The organism is Rhodococcus sp. MEB032 (assembly GCF_030208925.1).
Classification (GTDB): domain Bacteria; phylum Actinomycetota; class Actinomycetes; order Mycobacteriales; family Mycobacteriaceae; genus Rhodococcus_F; species Rhodococcus_F qingshengii.
Genome location: NZ_JARVSY010000015.1, coordinates 75,945 through 91,551, shown reverse-complemented (window position 1 = coordinate 91,551; position 15,607 = coordinate 75,945). Strand labels below are relative to the sequence as shown.

Annotated in this window: 15 protein-coding genes; 4 read left to right on the top strand and 11 right to left on the bottom strand. The window is 62.9% G+C overall.

Features of this window, described 5'->3' with window-relative positions; translation table 11 throughout:
- The first annotated feature begins 172 nt into the window (after window positions 1-172).
- The 3 genes from secG to QRN54_RS17315 all read left to right on the top strand — a co-directional run bounded on the left by secG (window position 173) and on the right by QRN54_RS17315 (window position 4,174).
- Window positions 173-406 (top strand): preprotein translocase subunit SecG, encoded by a 234-nt coding sequence (secG, locus tag QRN54_RS17325; protein ID WP_003944946.1) that lies wholly within the window; start codon window positions 173-175, stop codon window positions 404-406.
- A gap of 103 nt (window positions 407-509) precedes the next feature.
- Complete coding sequence (ppc, locus tag QRN54_RS17320) at window positions 510-3,284, top strand: phosphoenolpyruvate carboxylase (RefSeq protein WP_285182604.1); 2,775 nt, start codon at window positions 510-512, stop codon at window positions 3,282-3,284.
- A gap of 104 nt (window positions 3,285-3,388) precedes the next feature.
- A complete protein-coding gene (locus QRN54_RS17315) occupies window positions 3,389-4,174 on the top strand; it encodes an oxidoreductase (RefSeq protein ID WP_042919818.1) in 786 nt (261 codons plus the stop codon).
- On the opposite strand, the gene QRN54_RS17310 is transcribed toward QRN54_RS17315, so the two are convergent.
- The 11 genes from QRN54_RS17310 to tkt form a co-directional block, all read right to left on the bottom strand.
- A complete protein-coding gene (locus QRN54_RS17310) occupies window positions 4,161-4,673 on the bottom strand; it encodes a hypothetical protein (protein WP_230587563.1) in 513 nt (170 codons plus the stop codon). The two genes, QRN54_RS17315 and QRN54_RS17310, sit on opposite strands and share 14 nt — an antisense overlap.
- A 172-nt stretch (window positions 4,674-4,845) precedes the next feature.
- Window positions 4,846-5,094 (bottom strand): hypothetical protein, encoded by a 249-nt coding sequence (locus QRN54_RS17305; RefSeq protein WP_207624530.1) that lies wholly within the window; start codon window positions 5,092-5,094, stop codon window positions 4,846-4,848.
- 134 nt (window positions 5,095-5,228) lie between these two features.
- On the bottom strand, window positions 5,229-5,549 hold the full coding sequence (locus QRN54_RS17300; RefSeq protein ID WP_003944891.1) for a TfoX/Sxy family protein: 321 nt from the start codon (window positions 5,547-5,549) through the stop codon (window positions 5,229-5,231).
- A 27-nt stretch (window positions 5,550-5,576) separates the two neighbouring features.
- Complete coding sequence (locus QRN54_RS17295; RefSeq protein WP_003944997.1) at window positions 5,577-6,299, bottom strand: AAA family ATPase; 723 nt, start codon at window positions 6,297-6,299, stop codon at window positions 5,577-5,579.
- Window positions 6,300-6,331: 32 nt separating this feature from the next.
- Window positions 6,332-6,676, bottom strand: a complete 345-nt coding sequence (locus QRN54_RS17290) for an iron chaperone (RefSeq protein WP_030536407.1) — start codon at window positions 6,674-6,676, stop codon at window positions 6,332-6,334.
- Window positions 6,677-6,701: 25 nt separating this feature from the next.
- The gene (locus tag QRN54_RS17285) at window positions 6,702-7,622 is read right to left on the bottom strand and encodes an SDR family oxidoreductase (protein WP_030536406.1); all 921 of its coding nucleotides are present in this window, start codon (window positions 7,620-7,622) and stop codon (window positions 6,702-6,704) included.
- Between the two features lie 324 nt (window positions 7,623-7,946).
- Entirely contained in the window at window positions 7,947-8,687 is a 741-nt protein-coding gene (gene pgl, locus QRN54_RS17280) for a 6-phosphogluconolactonase (RefSeq protein WP_285182589.1), read from the bottom strand.
- Window positions 8,680-9,588, bottom strand: coding sequence for a glucose-6-phosphate dehydrogenase assembly protein OpcA (opcA, locus tag QRN54_RS17275; protein ID WP_003944921.1), 909 nt, complete (start codon window positions 9,586-9,588; stop codon window positions 8,680-8,682). The genes pgl and opcA overlap by 8 nt, the downstream gene beginning before the upstream one ends.
- Window positions 9,588-11,132 carry a glucose-6-phosphate dehydrogenase gene (gene zwf, locus QRN54_RS17270; RefSeq protein ID WP_030536404.1) on the bottom strand — a complete coding sequence of 515 codons (1,545 nt, stop codon included), beginning with the start codon at window positions 11,130-11,132 and terminating at the stop codon, window positions 9,588-9,590. The genes opcA and zwf overlap by 1 nt, the downstream gene beginning before the upstream one ends.
- A gap of 4 nt (window positions 11,133-11,136) precedes the next feature.
- A complete protein-coding gene (gene tal, locus QRN54_RS17265; RefSeq protein ID WP_039972890.1) occupies window positions 11,137-12,261 on the bottom strand; it encodes a transaldolase in 1,125 nt (374 codons plus the stop codon).
- Window positions 12,262-12,266: 5 nt separating this feature from the next.
- The gene (gene tkt, locus QRN54_RS17260) at window positions 12,267-14,369 is read right to left on the bottom strand and encodes a transketolase (protein ID WP_209448678.1); all 2,103 of its coding nucleotides are present in this window, start codon (window positions 14,367-14,369) and stop codon (window positions 12,267-12,269) included.
- 201 nt (window positions 14,370-14,570) lie between these two features.
- On the opposite strand from tkt, the gene QRN54_RS17255 reads away from it, so the two are divergent.
- Entirely contained in the window at window positions 14,571-15,554 is a 984-nt protein-coding gene (locus QRN54_RS17255) for a heme o synthase (RefSeq protein WP_003944994.1), read from the top strand.
- The last annotated feature ends 53 nt before the right edge of the window (window positions 15,555-15,607 follow it).

The window sequence follows — 15,607 nt, the reverse complement described above, 5'->3', positions numbered from 1 at the left end:
AAAACTACTGAATCGGTATCTCGACAGTGTGATCGATGCCACTGACCAAGAGTCGTGCCTGGCCGGGTGCAAAGTCATGTGCGAGGCGGGTATGTGGTCAGGCTATCTGCGCGCGCCTGTATGGTGTTATCGGTTGTAGTTGTCCCTATTGGATTGGTGGACGTAGACAGACATGAAACTGTTCCTGGATATCCTGCTGGTCATCACCAGCTTGCTCCTCATCGCCTTGGTGCTCCTGCATCGCGGTAAGGGCGGCGGTTTGTCGAGTCTGTTCGGTGGCGGTGTCCAGTCCAGCCTGTCCGGATCGACTGTTGTCGAGAAGAACCTCGACCGGTTGACGGTCTTCACCGCGTTGATCTGGCTCATTTCGATCGTCGGCATCGGCCTGGAGATCAAGTTCGCCTGATTCTCGGCTCATGACTTACAGCCGGTAGTTTTTCACACACGAATTTCAGACACGGAACCCCGCCTATCGAGCGGGGTTCTTTGTTTCGGTCGATAATTGTGTGATGACTGAAACCGCGTCGCATCGAGAAACACCGCGAGAGGCCACCGAGCCGCTGCGCGAAGACATCCGGCTTCTCGGCGGAATACTCGGACAAATAGTGCGAGAGCAAGCCGGCGACAATGTGTTCGATCTGGTCGAGCGAGCCCGTGTCGAGTCGTTCCGAGTCCGTCGTTCGGAGATCGATCGCGCCGAACTGGTGTCGCTGTTCGCCGAAATCAGTACGGACGACGCCATTCCCGTCATCCGGGCGTTCAGTCACTTCGCACTGCTCGCCAACCTGGCCGAGGACATCCATCGCGAGCGTCGACGGGCCATCCACGTCAACGCGGGGGAACCGCCCCGCGACAGCACTCTCGCGGCCACGTACACCAAACTTGATGCAGCCGATATCGATTCGGCCACCGTCGAAGAAGCGCTTCGGGGCGCCCTGGTCTCACCCGTCATCACCGCTCACCCGACGGAGACTCGACGCCGTACGGTGTTCGAGACGCAGAGTCGGATCACCGAGTTGATGCGATACCGCGAGCGCACGGCGCTGAGCGTCGCAGAAACCGCTGATGTCGATCTGCAATTGCGCCGTCAGATCCTGACCCTGTGGCAGACGGCTCTGATCCGGCTCAGCCGCCTCCGCATCCAGGATGAAATCGAGGTAGGCCTGCGCTACTACGACGCAGCGTTGTTCGAGGTGATTCCGAAGATCAACGCCGAGGTTCGCAAAGCTCTGCGCACTCGTTGGCCGGACGCCGGGCTCCTGCCGGAACCGATCCTGAGGCCGGGTTCGTGGATCGGCGGTGACCGAGACGGCAATCCGTACGTGACCGGCGAAATCGTCCAGCGCGCCACGTCGCGCGCTGCGGCGACTGCTCTCGCGCATCACCTCGAGGAACTCGAACATCTCGAGCGTGAACTGTCGATGTCGGCGCGGCTGGTTTCCGTCACGCCCGAACTCGATCTGCTGGCGTCTACCTCCGGCGACGACTCTGCCTTCAGGGCCGACGAGCCGTACCGTCGCGCGATTCGCGGTATCCGCGGGCGCTTGAGCGCCACAGCACTGACGGTACTGGGGGAGTTGCCCGCCCACGGGTCCGACGACGGACTCGAGGCGTACACCGACCCGGCACAGTTGCAGCGGGATCTCGGAATCATCGACACCTCGTTGCGTCGTTTCGGTGACGAGACCATCGCCGACGATCGACTCGATCGGCTCCGAGAAGCGGTGGAGGTGTTCGGCTTTCACCTGTCCGGTCTGGACATGCGGCAGAACTCCGAGGTACACGAAAGCGTCGTCGCAGAACTTCTGGCGTGGGCCGGAGTTCACCCGGACTACGCGTCCTTGCCGGAAGCCGATCGAGTCGAATTGCTGTCGGCCGAGTTGACGACGCGGCGACCACTGACTTCGCCGGACGCCGAGTTCAGCGAATTGACCACCAAGGAACTGGCCATCATGGCGGCCGGTGCCAAGGCAGTGCGGGTTCTCGGAGCGGGTGCGGTACCCAACTACATCATCAGCATGTGTACCTCGGTCAGTGACATGCTCGAGGCTGCAGTGCTGCTCAAAGAGGTCGGGGCGCTCGATCCGGGCGTCGGTAGCGAGCCCTCGTGCCCGATCGGCATCGTGCCGTTGTTCGAGACGATCGAGGATCTGCAGGGCGGCGCCGACACATTGCTGGCGACGCTCGACATCCCGATCTATCGTGCGATCGTCCGTTCCCGTGGTGACAGTCAAGAAGTGATGCTCGGGTACTCCGACTCGAACAAGGACGGCGGGTACCTGGCAGCCAACTGGGCGCTGTACCGTGCCGAACTCGACCTCGTCGATGCCGCGCGTAAGAGCGGAATCAGGTTGAGGCTCTTCCACGGCCGCGGCGGAACCGTCGGACGTGGCGGCGGACCGAGTTACGAAGCGATTCTGGCTCAGCCTCCCGGTGCAGTCGCGGGTTCTCTGCGAATCACCGAGCAGGGTGAGGTGATTGCGGCCAAGTACGCCGAACCGCGTCTGGCACATCGCAACCTCGAAACACTCATCGCCGCGACTATCGAGTCGACGTTGCTCGACGTCGAAGGACTCGGCAGCGATGCCGACGCTGCCTACGCGGTACTGGACGAGCTCGCGGCCCTCGCCCGCACCGCGTACAGCGAATTGGTGCACGACACACCAGGATTCGTGCAGTACTTCGAAGCGTCGACACCGGTCGCCGAGATCGGGGCACTCAACATCGGCTCTCGTCCGGCCTCTCGCAAGCAGACCAAGGCGATCTCCGACCTGCGAGCGATTCCCTGGGTGCTCTCGTGGAGTCAGTCTCGCGTGATGCTTCCGGGTTGGTACGGAACCGGCGCCGCGTTCGAAAGATGGATAGACGGAGACGATACTCGGCTTGCCACGTTGACGGCCCTGTACGAGAAGTGGCCGTTCTTCCGAACCGTGCTCTCGAACATGGCCATGGTGATGTCGAAGTCGGATCTCGGTTTGGCGGCCCGGTACGCGGACCTCGTGCCCGACGCCGAACTGCGCGATCGAGTCTTCGGAATGATCACCGACGAGCACGAACGCACAATTCGCATGTACAAGGCAATCACGGGCAACGAGAACCTCTTTGCCGACAACTCGGGCCTCGAGCGTTCGGTCCACAACCGGTTCCCGTACCTCGAACCTCTCAACCATCTACAGGTCGAGCTGATCCGTCGGTACCGTTCCGGCGACGAGAGCGATCAGGTGCGTCGGGGTATCCAGCTGACGATGAACGGCCTGGCCACTGCGCTTCGTAACAGTGGCTAGGTAACAGCGGCTGGTTCTGCAGGTTTACCAGGGTGTGCGTGCGGCGACTCTAGAGCTGTCGCACGCACACCCAACGCTGCGCACCGGACCGAACGGGGACCGCAGTGGATCTGCAATTGGACGGACGAACTGCCGTCGTTACCGGCGCGGGAAAAGGTATCGGGTTGGCGATCACTCGGGCCCTGGTGGCCGAGGGAGTCCACGTCGTCGCGGGCTCGCGGACGCTCTCGCCGGAACTCGAATCGCTGCAGTCCGGCGGCGCCGTCACCTTTGTCGGCGTCGACCTCGCGAGTGTCGAAGGATCAACCCGACTGCTCGAGGTTGCAGCAGCGAGGGGCGGCGTCGACATCCTGGTCAACAACGTCGGCGCCGTCACCCCGAGAACGAGCGGTTTCGCGGCCATCACGGACGAAGAGTGGGCGGCGTCGTTCAATCTGACGTTCTTGTCTGCTGTACGCACTGTTCGCGCTGCGCTGCCGGAGTTGATCCGCCGAGGTGGAGGGAGCATCGTGACGATCAGTTCGGTCAACGCATTCTTACCTGACCCCACGGTGATCGACTACAGCGCCGCCAAAGCGGCATTGACCAACTTCTCGAAGTCGTTGTCGAAAGAACTGGGCGGGCAGGGGATCCGCGTCAATACCGTCAGCCCTGGCCCGGTGCAAACGGAGTTGTGGCTCGGCAAGCACGGAGTGGCCTCGACGCTGGCGAAGGCGAGTGGATCAGCCGCCGACGACATCGTCGAAAGCGCCGCGGCCGGAGCCGAGACTGGGCGGTTTACCTTCCCCGAAGAGGTTGCCGACCTGGTGTTGTTCCTCGCCAGCGATCGTGCGGGGAACGTGACAGGCGCGGATTTCGTGATCGACGGCGGTCTGATCAAGACCTTGTGATCATTGCTGCCTGAAACCTGATCATGTGCGCGACGGTCGACGACGTGATGCACAGGATCACTGCGGACGCGATGACCACCCACAGTCCCCACCCGATGGACGGTCCGGCAGTGTGCCCTGCGAACTCGGTACTACGTCGCACGATGGACGCGGCGTTTCCGACGGCAACGATCAATACCGCGATTCCGACCAAAGGGCCGGTGCAGTGATTCTTGATCTCGGGCGTGACGTCTCGAACCATGAGGGTGATCAACGCGGTCACCGCGCACAGAGCGAGGACGAGAGTGATCGCTCCGCATTCGTCGACACCACTGTGGTCCAGCGCAGAGGATGACGTCCACGGGCCGAGGCTTCCGGCGACGATCCCGGCGCACGCCCAGAGCGATCCGATGAGGCTAGGTCCGAAACGGTCGGGCATGAGGGAGGGAATTGCGCGGGTCGACGGCGTCTGAAACCCGAAGGCGCGTTGGTGATCCGGCTGATTGGGTGTGAACGTCACGCGACGGACCACCTTTCCTCCGCGGCGTCGAGCCGCCCAATCCAATGCTTTTCCGGAGTCTAAGGGCCGCCCAGTTCACTTTTGCCGAATCGAGCGAAATTGATCGAACCGGCGCTAGGGCTCGAGCAACTCGGCGTGAGAATATTCGTTGCGGCCCGCACCGACGAGGCGCTTACTGATCAAACGGCGTCGTGAACGACACTGGTTTGCCGGCGGCGCGCGCGTACGCGATCTCTCGGCGCGTGGACTCACCGATGTATCCGCGAGGGTTGACGACCAGAACCCGATCGGCGAGGTCGATCTTGCGCAGATGGAGCGCGTCGAGCAGGTTCTTCTGCTCGACAGAGACCGCCTCGTCTGCTTCAACCGGCGCGACGACGATCACGCCCGCGAACGTCAGGTCGCGGTTCGCCTCCCGCATCTCTTCAGCGAATCGCGCAGAGCCGCAGATACAGACAATCTCAGGTCGATCGGGCACGGTTCAGTCTCTCATCGACGCGAGAGCCCGCGGCCACACCAGTCTCGTCAGATATCTTCGGCAACGCACCCCAGCTGTCAGTGAACGAAGTCCAGAGCTTCCTTGATCCACGCGTTGAATTCGACGTTCGAACTCGTCCCGGTTCGGTCGACGACGATCCATCCCTTGCTCATCGGCTTACCCCGCATCTCGGGCCAGCTTGCACCCTTGTGCGTCAGAAGCTCGTCGACTCGATCGGGGTCACACCGAACCATGATGTTGCCGTGTGAGTTCGCACTGGCGGCCAGCTTCCCGTTCACCATGAAGCTCAGCCCACCGAACATCTTTACTTCCTCGACGTCGTCCTCGCCCGAGAGCGCATCGCGGATACGCTCAGCCAGCGCTTTGTCGTATGCCATGGAGGCCTCCTGGGGTGGAGTTCCAGGTTAGATCAGATGGCGCAGGTACGTGTGCGGGTCGTGAAGGAACCGCTGCCAGTTCGAAACCAGATCGAGGTCCTCCCAGCTCGAGGCTCGGATTCCCCATTCGCCGATCTCGAGCAGGTTGGCGTTCGGCAGCGCCGCGATGATCGGCGAGTGCGTCGCGATCACCGCCTGCGCGCCGGATTCCACCAGCTCGCCGAGCAGCGCGGCCAGTGTCAGGGTCCCCTGGAAGGAGAGTGCGGCATCGGGTTCGTCGATGAGATAGAAGCCGCCGTCGGAGGTCCTCGACGACAGGATCTCGAGCAGCGCCTCACCGTGGGAGAGGTGATGGTAAAGCGGTTCAGGTCGCTTGGGATTGGGGTTGTCCTCCAAGTACGTGTACAAACCGTGCAGGGTTTCGTCTCGGAGGTAGTACGCCCACTTCGATGCTCCGGGACTCCGCTCGAGCACAAGGTCGAGGCCGCCCGGTTCACTCGATCGAGTCTGATGCCGCGTATTGGTCGACCCGCCTTCGGCGTTGAGACCGAGAACGGCGGCAATAATTTCGATGACGGTCGACTTTCCCGCTCCGTTTTCGCCGACCAGAATGGTGACACCCGGTGGTAGCTCGAGACCGTGCTGAACGATCTGCGCGACTGCAGGCACCGTCATCGGCCAGCTGCCTACGTCGGCGCCCGACGATGGCCCGGCCTTGATGCGGCGGATGGGTTGTCTCTGCACGGCCATACGTTCTCACAAGGCTCCGACGAGAACGGACGTTAGTGGCGCTGCGCGAGCAATTCGACGATCTGAGCCACGAGATCGAGAGGGATCGGTTTGTTCAGCGGGAACTTCACCGTTGATTTCGCAGCCCGGTAAGGGTCGACGGACTTCTCGAACTCGGCGTCACCCGCCGGGAGCGGGTACATCGAGATGTGGTTTTTCCAGCCTGCGAAGTGAATCAGGTTCTTTCCGTGCACCGTCATGGTCGGCATCTGATAGCTGATGGTCTCATCGAGGCCTGGAACCGTGTTGTGAATCGTCTCGCGGATACTCTCGAGGGCTGGTTGCACGTCGGTGGGAAACGAAGCGATGTATTCGTTGATCGTCGCGAATTCGGCCATGCGCGGATCATAATCGCAGCCGGATTCATTTGGTCCGCCAGAAATCGGGGCGGCTGCCGTCCGCGTCGGTGAACCCGTATTCCGTTCCGAGTTCGCCTGAACTGACCGATCGCTGATTCCATCGCTGTCGATTCGGATCGGCAGCGATGGCCGCGATCGCACGTCCGATGAATCTCGGTGACTCGGAGCGTGCGAAATCCGCGGGCGCAGTCGGACCATCCCGCTCCGGCAACAAAGCGTCACGCCAATTCGATTCGCCGACACCAAAATTCTCGAGCATCATCTCCGATCGCAGGAACCCGGGAGTGATGGCGACGGCAGTACAGCCGAACGGGGCAAGTTCGTGGCCTTGCGAAAATGCGAGCCTGTTCACGGACACCTTGGCCAAGTCGTAGAACACCGAGATGCGATAGTTCGATGCGTTGTATTCGGTAGTGCCATCGGTTATTTCGGCGACCAGTCCGCCTGGCCGATCAGTCATGAGCGGCAGGAGGTGGTGCGACGTGGTGATGTGGGTGTCGATCGCCAGACGCAAGATGTGAAACCCCTTGTCCAGATCGTGTTCCCATACCGGCGTGTTCCACTCCGCCGGCCCACCCTTGAGTAATTCCGCGCCCCAGATGTCGTTGACCAAGATGTCGATATGGTGATAGTCGATTCGCAAGCGTTCGGCGAGATCAGCCACTTGTTTGCTCTTGAGATGATCGACGGCAATCGGCACGCCGACGCCGCCCAGCTCGGTGACCAGCTCTGCCGTCTCTTCGATGGTCTCTCCGCGCGGATAGTCCGACTGAAGAATTCCGGCAGATGTGCTCCGGCCAGTGCAGATGACGGTTGCACCGGCCTCGCCCAAGGCCGCGGCGATTCCGCGTCCGGCGCCCCTCGTCGCCCCGGCAACTACAGCCACTCGCCCGCGAAGTGCGTCCGGATTCGGTGTCCACGACATTGTTCGATTGTTCTCGCCTGGATTGCTTCGTTCAAGAGTGAACGCGATCTGCGGAACCGAACCTTACTTCGCGGCGTCCAAGGTAGTAATCACTCGGATGAAGGAGGTAGGGGAGAGATGGATCGTTGTGTGGGGCGCAGTGCTGGTTGGAGAAACGGGATCTCGGGATTGAGTTCCGTTCCGTCAAAAGGAAATTCGCATCGGATCCGGACTCGGCGGGTAATCGAAAGTCGCCACGGTGAGGAAGTCGTCGACGTACCACCAAGCCGGGAATCGCCCGAAGACGATTCCCGACCGGTGTGAAATCAGATCTGTGAAATCAGATCAGGGAAGCTGCGAGGCAGCGTCCGAATCGAGGAACCAACGTGTCGCAACCAAACCGGTGGCGCCGGCAGACGGCCAGTCGTCGGCCGAAGCACCTCCGACGGCTTTGGCAACGGCCTCGGCCTTTGCAGCACCCGAGACGAGCAGCCAGACCTCTTTGGCTCGCCGAACAGCAGGCAACGTGAGGGTGATCCGCACCGGTGGCGGCTTGGGGGAGTCCGTCACCGCGACTACGAAACGCGCTTCTTCGCGAACAGCGTCGGTGTGCGGGAACAACGAGTTGACGTGTCCTTCGCCGCCCATACCGAGCAGGTGCACGTCGAACGTCGGAACCTGATTCCCGTGTGCCTGAGCGCCCAGCAGTTGTTCGTACGCCGTCGCCGCCCCGTGGGGATCACCGTCGTAGATACCGTCGGATGCGGCCATCGCATGTACCCTGTCGGGATCGACCGGCACATGATCGAGAAGCGCCTCACGAGCCTGGACTTCGTTCCGCTCGGGATCGCCGGACGGCAGGAACCGTTCGTCGCCCCAGTACAGATCGATCTGCGACCAGTCGATGTCGCCGGGAGCTTCACGCAACTTCTCGAGAAGTGCGATGCCGGTTCCACCGCCAGTCAGCACGATGGACGCAAACCCTCGAGCCTTCTGGGCATCGACGATGGTCGTGACCAGGCGTGCGGCGACAGCGTCGACAAGTTGGCCGGCGTCGGAGAACTTCTCCACGACAACATCACTCATAGGTCACCTTCTCCAATCCGGCCAGAGCTTCTTCGTAGATCTCGTCCGGATCGAGCCGACGCAATTCCTCGGCGAGGCAATCGCGTGTCTCTCGACGACCCAGAGAAACCAGCGCGTCAGGCTGACCGGTGCGGATCAACGTAGCGGTCGTGCCCTCCTGCGGACGACTGATGGAGATACTGCGGGTCTCGAGCTTCAACTCGACCGTCAGCTCACCCGTACGTCGAATGACCGGACCGTCGATCTTGGCCGCCAACCAACCGGCGAGAATATCCAGTGCCGGTTCGGTTTTGAGACCGGAGACCACCGCTGAGGTGATCTTCTCGTGCGGCGGCTGATCGAGAGCCGACGCGAGGAGCGCGCGCCAGTAGGTGACGCGACTCCAGGCGAGATCGGTATCGCCGGCGGTGTACGACGCGAGTCGCCCCTTGATGGTGGCGGTCGGATCGGGGGCGCCGGTGGCATCGGTGATGCGCCGTATCGCGAGCTTCCCGACGGGATCCTTGGCCGGAATCTCGGGTGCCTCGAGGGGCCACCACGCGACTACCGGGGTGTCGGGGAGCAGGAACGGGATGACGACGCTGCTCTCGTGGTCCGCCAGGGGACCGTAGAGACGCAGCACGACAACCTCCGAGGCGCCGGCGTCCCCGCCGACACGGATCTGAGCATCGAGCCTGGGCTCACTCTGCTCGTCGCCACGCAGGAGCACGATGACGCGGCAAGGGTGCTCGCGGCTTGCTTCGTTGGCGGCCTCGATGGCTTCCTCGGCATTCCCGGTGTCCCTGGTGCAGACGACGAGCGTCAGCACTCGCCCCAAGGTGACAGCGCCGCCGGTCTTACGCACCTCGACCAGTTTCTTGCTGACCTGGACCGTGGTGGTGGAGGGCAAATCGAGAATCACTAGGGTCGCCTCCATTCGCGTCCGGTGCGTTGCATCATTTCGTCCGCAGACGGTGGTCCCCACGTTCCGGCCTCGTAGGGTTCCGGCTTGCCGCCGGCTGCCCAGTGTTCGAGGACGGGATCGAGGATTTCCCAAGACAATTCGACTTCGGCGTTGACCGGGAAGAGTGACGGCTCACCGAGCAACACGTCGAGAATGAGCCGCTCGTACGCCTCCGGTGACGACTCGGTGAAAGCCTGGCCGTACGAGAAGTCCATGTTGACGTCACGGACTTCCATGCTCGATCCGGGAACCTTCGAACCGAATCGCATGGTGACACCCTCGTCGGGCTGCACGCGGATGACCAGAGCGTTCTGGCCGAGGTCTTCGGTCATCGTCTTGTCGAACGGTAGGTGCGGTGCACGTTTGAACACCACCGCGATCTCGGTGACACGGCGTCCGAGTCGTTTGCCCGTGCGCAGGTAGAACGGCACACCCGCCCAGCGGCGGGTGTCGACCTCGAGGGTGATGGCGGCAAAGGTCTCCGTGATGGAGTCCGCTGCGAAGCCGTCTTCTTCGAGGAGCCCGACCACCGGCAGCCCACCCTGCCAGCCGCCCGCGTACTGGCCGCGTGCGGTGGTCTCGTCGAGGGGCTCGGCAAGGCGAGTAGCCGAGAGGACCTTGATCTTCTCCGCCTGCAGATTGAGCGGCTCGAAGCTGATGGGTTCTTCCATCGCCGTGAACGCGAGCAACTGCAGCAGGTGGTTCTGGATCACGTCACGGGCCGCGCCGATGCCGTCGTAGTACCCCGCGCGTCCACCGAGGCCGATGTCCTCGGCCATCGTGATCTGAACGTGGTCGACGTAGTGCGCGTTCCAGATCGGATCGAACAACTGGTTCGCGAAGCGCAGAGCCAGAATGTTCTGGACGGTTTCCTTACCGAGGTAGTGGTCGATACGGAAGACCGTGTCCTCGGGGAACACCTTGTTGACGACGGCGTTCAGTTCGCGAGCGCTCTCGAGGTCGTGGCCGAACGGCTTCTCGATGACGACTCGTCGCCACTGACCGTCCTCGGCCTGCGCGAGGCCCGACGCCGACAGTTGCTCGAGCACCTGAGGAAACGCGTTGGGCGGAATCGCAAGGTAGAAACCGTGATTGCCGCCGATACCACGTTCGTTGTCGAGCGTGGCCAACGTGTCGGACAGGTTCTGGAAGGCCTCGGCCTCGTCGAAACTGCCCTCCACGAACCGGATACCTTCGGCGAGCCTCTCCCAGACGTCCTGACGGAACTTGGTGCGAGCGCCGTCCTTGACTGCTTCGAGGACGACGTTCGTGAAGTCCTCGTCCGTCCAGTCACGCCGGGCGAACCCGACCAAAGCGAATCCGGGCGGCAACAGTCCACGGTTGGCGAGGTCGTAGATGGCGGGCATGAGCTTGCGCCTGGCAAGGTCGCCGGTAACACCGAAAATCACCAGGGCGCAGGGCCCCGCAATGTGCGGAAGCCGTTTGTCGGTGCTGTCCCGAAGGGGATTCACCCAATCTGATGCCGCCGCGGAATCGCTCACAGGCTCAGCTCTTCTGGGTTGCTGCGCGGAGCTGCTCGGCGGTTGCGTCGAGCAACTCGTTCCAGGACACCTCGAACTTGTCGACGCCCTCTGTCTCGAGGACCTTGAACACGTCCGCAAGATCGATGCCGACTGCAGCGAGCTGATCGAAGACCGCCTGTGACTCCTGAGCTGTGCCCGAGATCGTGTCGCCGGTGATCTCGCCATGGTCGGCGAGAGCGTCGAGCGTCTTCTCCGGCATGGTGTTGACCGTGTTCGGCGCAACCAACTCGGTGACGTAGAGAGTGTCGGGGTAATCCGGGTTCTTCACGCCGGTCGACGCCCACAGCGGACGCTGAGCCTTGGCGCCGTCGGCCAGAAGAGCCTGGAAGCGCGGCTGCACCTCGAAGATCTGCTGGTACGCGTTGTACGCCAGACGTGCGTTTGCGAGTGCAGCCTTGCCACGAAGCTCGAGGGCTTCCGGCGTGCCGATTGCCGTGAGGCGGTTGTCGATCTCGGAATCCACGCGGGAGACGAAGAACGAGGCGACCGACTCGATGGACGAGATGTCGCGGCCGGCAGCCTTGGCGGTGTCCAGACCTTCCAGGTATGCGCCCATGACTGCCTCGTAGCGCTCGACCGAGAAGATCAAGGTGACGTTGACGCTGATGCCCTCACCGATCACCTTGGCGATGGCGGGAATGCCTGCCAGCGTCGCGGGAATCTTGATCAGGACGTTCGGGCGATCGACGATCTTGTGCAGCTCGATCGCCTGCGCGACGGTGGCGTCGGTGTCGTGTGCCAGGCGAGGATCGACTTCGATGGACACGCGGCCGTCGACGCCGTTCGACGCCTCGAACTGCGGAGCCAGGATGTCGCACGCAGCACGCACGTCGTCGGTGGTCACCGCGGTGATGGTGGCGTCGACATCGGCGCCGCGCTGTGCGAGCTCACGGACCTGAGCGTCGTACGCCGATCCCTTGGACAGTGCCGCCTGGAAGATCGACGGGTTGGTCGTGACACCCACGATCGACTTCGTGTCGATGAGGTTCTGCAGGTTGCCGGACTGGATGCGATCCCGCGAGAGGTCGTCGAGCCAGATGGAAACGCCTGCAGCGGAGAGCTTTTCGGTATTCACGTTCTGTGTCATCGAGATCATCCCTTCACAGCTGCGAGGGAGCGCTGCGCGGCTTCGACAGTCGCGTCGGCAGTGATGCCGAACTCCCGGAACAAGGTCTTGTAATCGGCGGAAGCGCCGTAGTGCTCGAGCGAGACGGCCTGACCGGCGTCGCCGAGGATGCGCCACCACGGCATCGCGATGCCGGCTTCGACGGACACACGCGCGCGCACGGCGGGCGGAATGACCTCGTCGCGGTACGCCTGATCCTGCTCGAGGAACCAATCGAGGCACGGCACGGAAACAACGCGGGTTGCGACGCCCTGAGCTTCGAGGGTTTCGCGAGCCTCGGTGGCCAGATGCAGTTCGGAACCGGTCGCCAGCAAGATGACCTCCGGCGAACCGTTGGCTGCGTCGACGAGGACGTAAGCGCCGCGCTTGACACCCTCGGCAGCCTTCTCCTTGGTGCCTTCGAGAACCGGGATGTCCTGGCGCGTGAGTGCCAGAGCCGTCGGGCCCGTCTTGTTCTCGAGTGCTGCCTGCCATGCGAAAGAGGTCTCGTTGGCGTCACCCGGGCGGACGACGGCGAGGTTCGGGATCGCACGAAGAGCAGCGAGGTGCTCGACCGGCTGGTGGGTCGGGCCGTCTTCGCCGAGACCGATGGAGTCGTGGGTCCAGACGTAGGTGACGGCAGTCTTCATCAGTGCGGCCAGGCGAACCGCCGGACGCATGTAGTCGGAGAAGACCATGAAGGTTCCGCCGTACGGGCGGGTGGGTCCGTGAAGCGCGATGCCGTTGAGGATCGAGCCCATCGCGTGCTCGCGGATGCCGAAGTGGAGCGTGCGGCCGTAAGGCTGCGCATTCCAGTCGTTGGTGGAGATGGAGAACGGGCCGAACGAATCTGCGCCCCTGATGGTGGTGTTGTTGCTGCCGGCGAGGTCGGCGGAGCCGCCCCACAGCTCGGGCAGGATCGGTCCGAGCGCGTTGAGTGCCGAACCGGAGGCCTTGCGAGTCGCAACGCCCTTGGCGTCGGCCTCGTAGGTCGGGAGAGCGTCGGCCCAGCCGGCGGGGAACTCACCGGCGAACAGGCGGTCGAAGAGTTCCTTGCGCTCGGTCTCACGTGCAGCCCACGCGTCGAACTCGACCTGCCATGCCTTGCGTGCGTCGGCGCCGCGGGAGACGACCTCACGGGCGTGAGCCAGAGCGTCGGCGTCGACGTCGAAGGACTTGGCCGGATCGAAGCCGAGGGCTTCCTTGACCGCTGCAACTTCGTCGGCACCGAGAGCGGAGCCGTGGACGTCGCCGGTGTTCATCTTCTTCGGAGCCGGGAAACCGATGATGGTGCGGAGCAAGATGATGGACGGACGATCGACGACGGCCTTGGCCGCGGCAACCGCGTCGAGGATGCCGGAGACGTTCTCGCCACCTTCGACGTGCTGAACGTGCCAGCCGTACGCCTCGTATCGCTTTCCGACGTCTTCGCCGAGAGCGATGGTGGTGTCGTGCTCGATGGAGATCTTGTTGTCGTCGTAGAAGACGATGAGGTTGCCCAGTTCCTGGACACCGGCGAGGGACGAGGCCTCGGACGTGACGCCTTCTTCGATGTCACCGTCGGACGCGATCACGTAGATGTGATGGTCGAAGGGGGAGGAGCCGACCGGGGTCTCCGGATCGAACAGCCCACGCTCACGACGCGCGGCCATCGCCATACCGACTGCGGACGCAAGGCCCTGGCCCAGCGGACCGGTGGTCATCTCGACGCCGACGGTGTGGCCGACCTCGGGGTGGCCGGGGGTCAGTGCGCCCCACGTGCGGAGAGCTTCGAGGTCAGCGAGCTCGAGACCGTAGCCCGACAGGTAGAGCTGGGTGTACAGCGTCAAGGATGAATGGCCACAGGAGAGAACGAAGCGGTCACGGCCGACCCATTCTGCATCCGAAGGATCGTGGCGCATGACGCGCTGGAAGAGGGTGTATGCCAACGGCGCCAAGCTCATTGCAGTTCCGGGATGGCCGTTGCCGACCTTCTGAACCGCGTCGGCGGCGAGCACGCGGGCGGTATCGACAGCCTTGGTGTCCAGGTCGGTCCAGTCCGAGGGGTGGACGGGTTGCGTGAGGACGTGGATCTCGTCTGTGATCGACACTGGCAGATGTCTCCTGACATGGTGTACGTGGATTGCGAGGGTGGGGTGTCCCTCCACTGCGTAACCCAGCCTAATGGTCCTGGCTGTCCGGGTCGATTCGGTTCCTCAATGGCTGCGGTCTACCATCGTTCGTAGTAGAGAACAGTGTCAGCAGTGTGTCGTGAAGAGTTAGTGCGGTAACGCGTGGTGCAAGGAGAGAACGTGCGGACAGGGCAACAGCCGAGCGGACATGGCTTCGGCAGCCCAGGTGCCGCCCCGCGGGCGACCAATACCGATACGGTGTGGGGTCGCGCAACGGGCAAGGTTCTGGCTTATATCGCGCTCACGAAGCCGCGAGTGATCGAATTGCTGTTGGTGGCAACCATTCCGGCAATGCTGCTGGCCGATCGCGGAACAGTCGACATCGTTCTGATCCTCAGCACCCTCTTCGGTGGCTGGATGGGCGCGGCGAGTGCGAACTCGCTCAACTGCGTTGTCGACGCCGACATCGACAAGGTCATGAAGCGCACGGCGAAGCGTCCGCTGGCCCGCGAGGCGGTGCCGACGCGCAACGCGCTCGTCTTCGGGCTCCTTCTCGGACTCGCGTCGTTCCTGTGGCTGTGGTGGCGAGCCAACCTCTTGGCCGGCATCCTCGTCGTGATCACGATCGCGTTTTACGTCCTCATCTACACGATGGTTCTCAAGCGTCGTACCTGGCAGAACGTCATCTGGGGTGGCGCAGCCGGATGTATGCCCGTCCTGGTGGGCTGGGCAGCTGTCACCGGTTCGCTGAGCTGGCAGCCCGTCGTGCTGTTCCTGATCATCTTCTTCTGGACGCCGCCGCACACCTGGGCGCTGGCGATGCGATACAAAGAGGACTACAAAGCTGCCGGTGTTCCCATGCTTCCGGTGATCGCCACCGAAGAGCACGTCACCAAGCAGATTCTGTTCTACAGCTGGGCAATGGTCGTCACGACGCTTGTCCTCGTCCCCGCGTCGGGCGTCATCTACGCCGCCATCACCATCGTTGCCGGTGCGTGGTTCCTGCTCATGGCACATCAGCTGTACCGCAGCGTTCGCGGTGGTGCTCAGGTCAAACCGCTACGCCTGTTCCTGCAGTCCAACAACTATCTTGCGATCGTGTTCGTCGGCCTCGCCGTCGACTCGGTTCTCGGACTCCAGACGATCAGCGACATGCTCAGCTGATTCTGCTGTGCGCCTTTATTAACCGCGGGCGGTTAATAAAGGCGCACAGCACT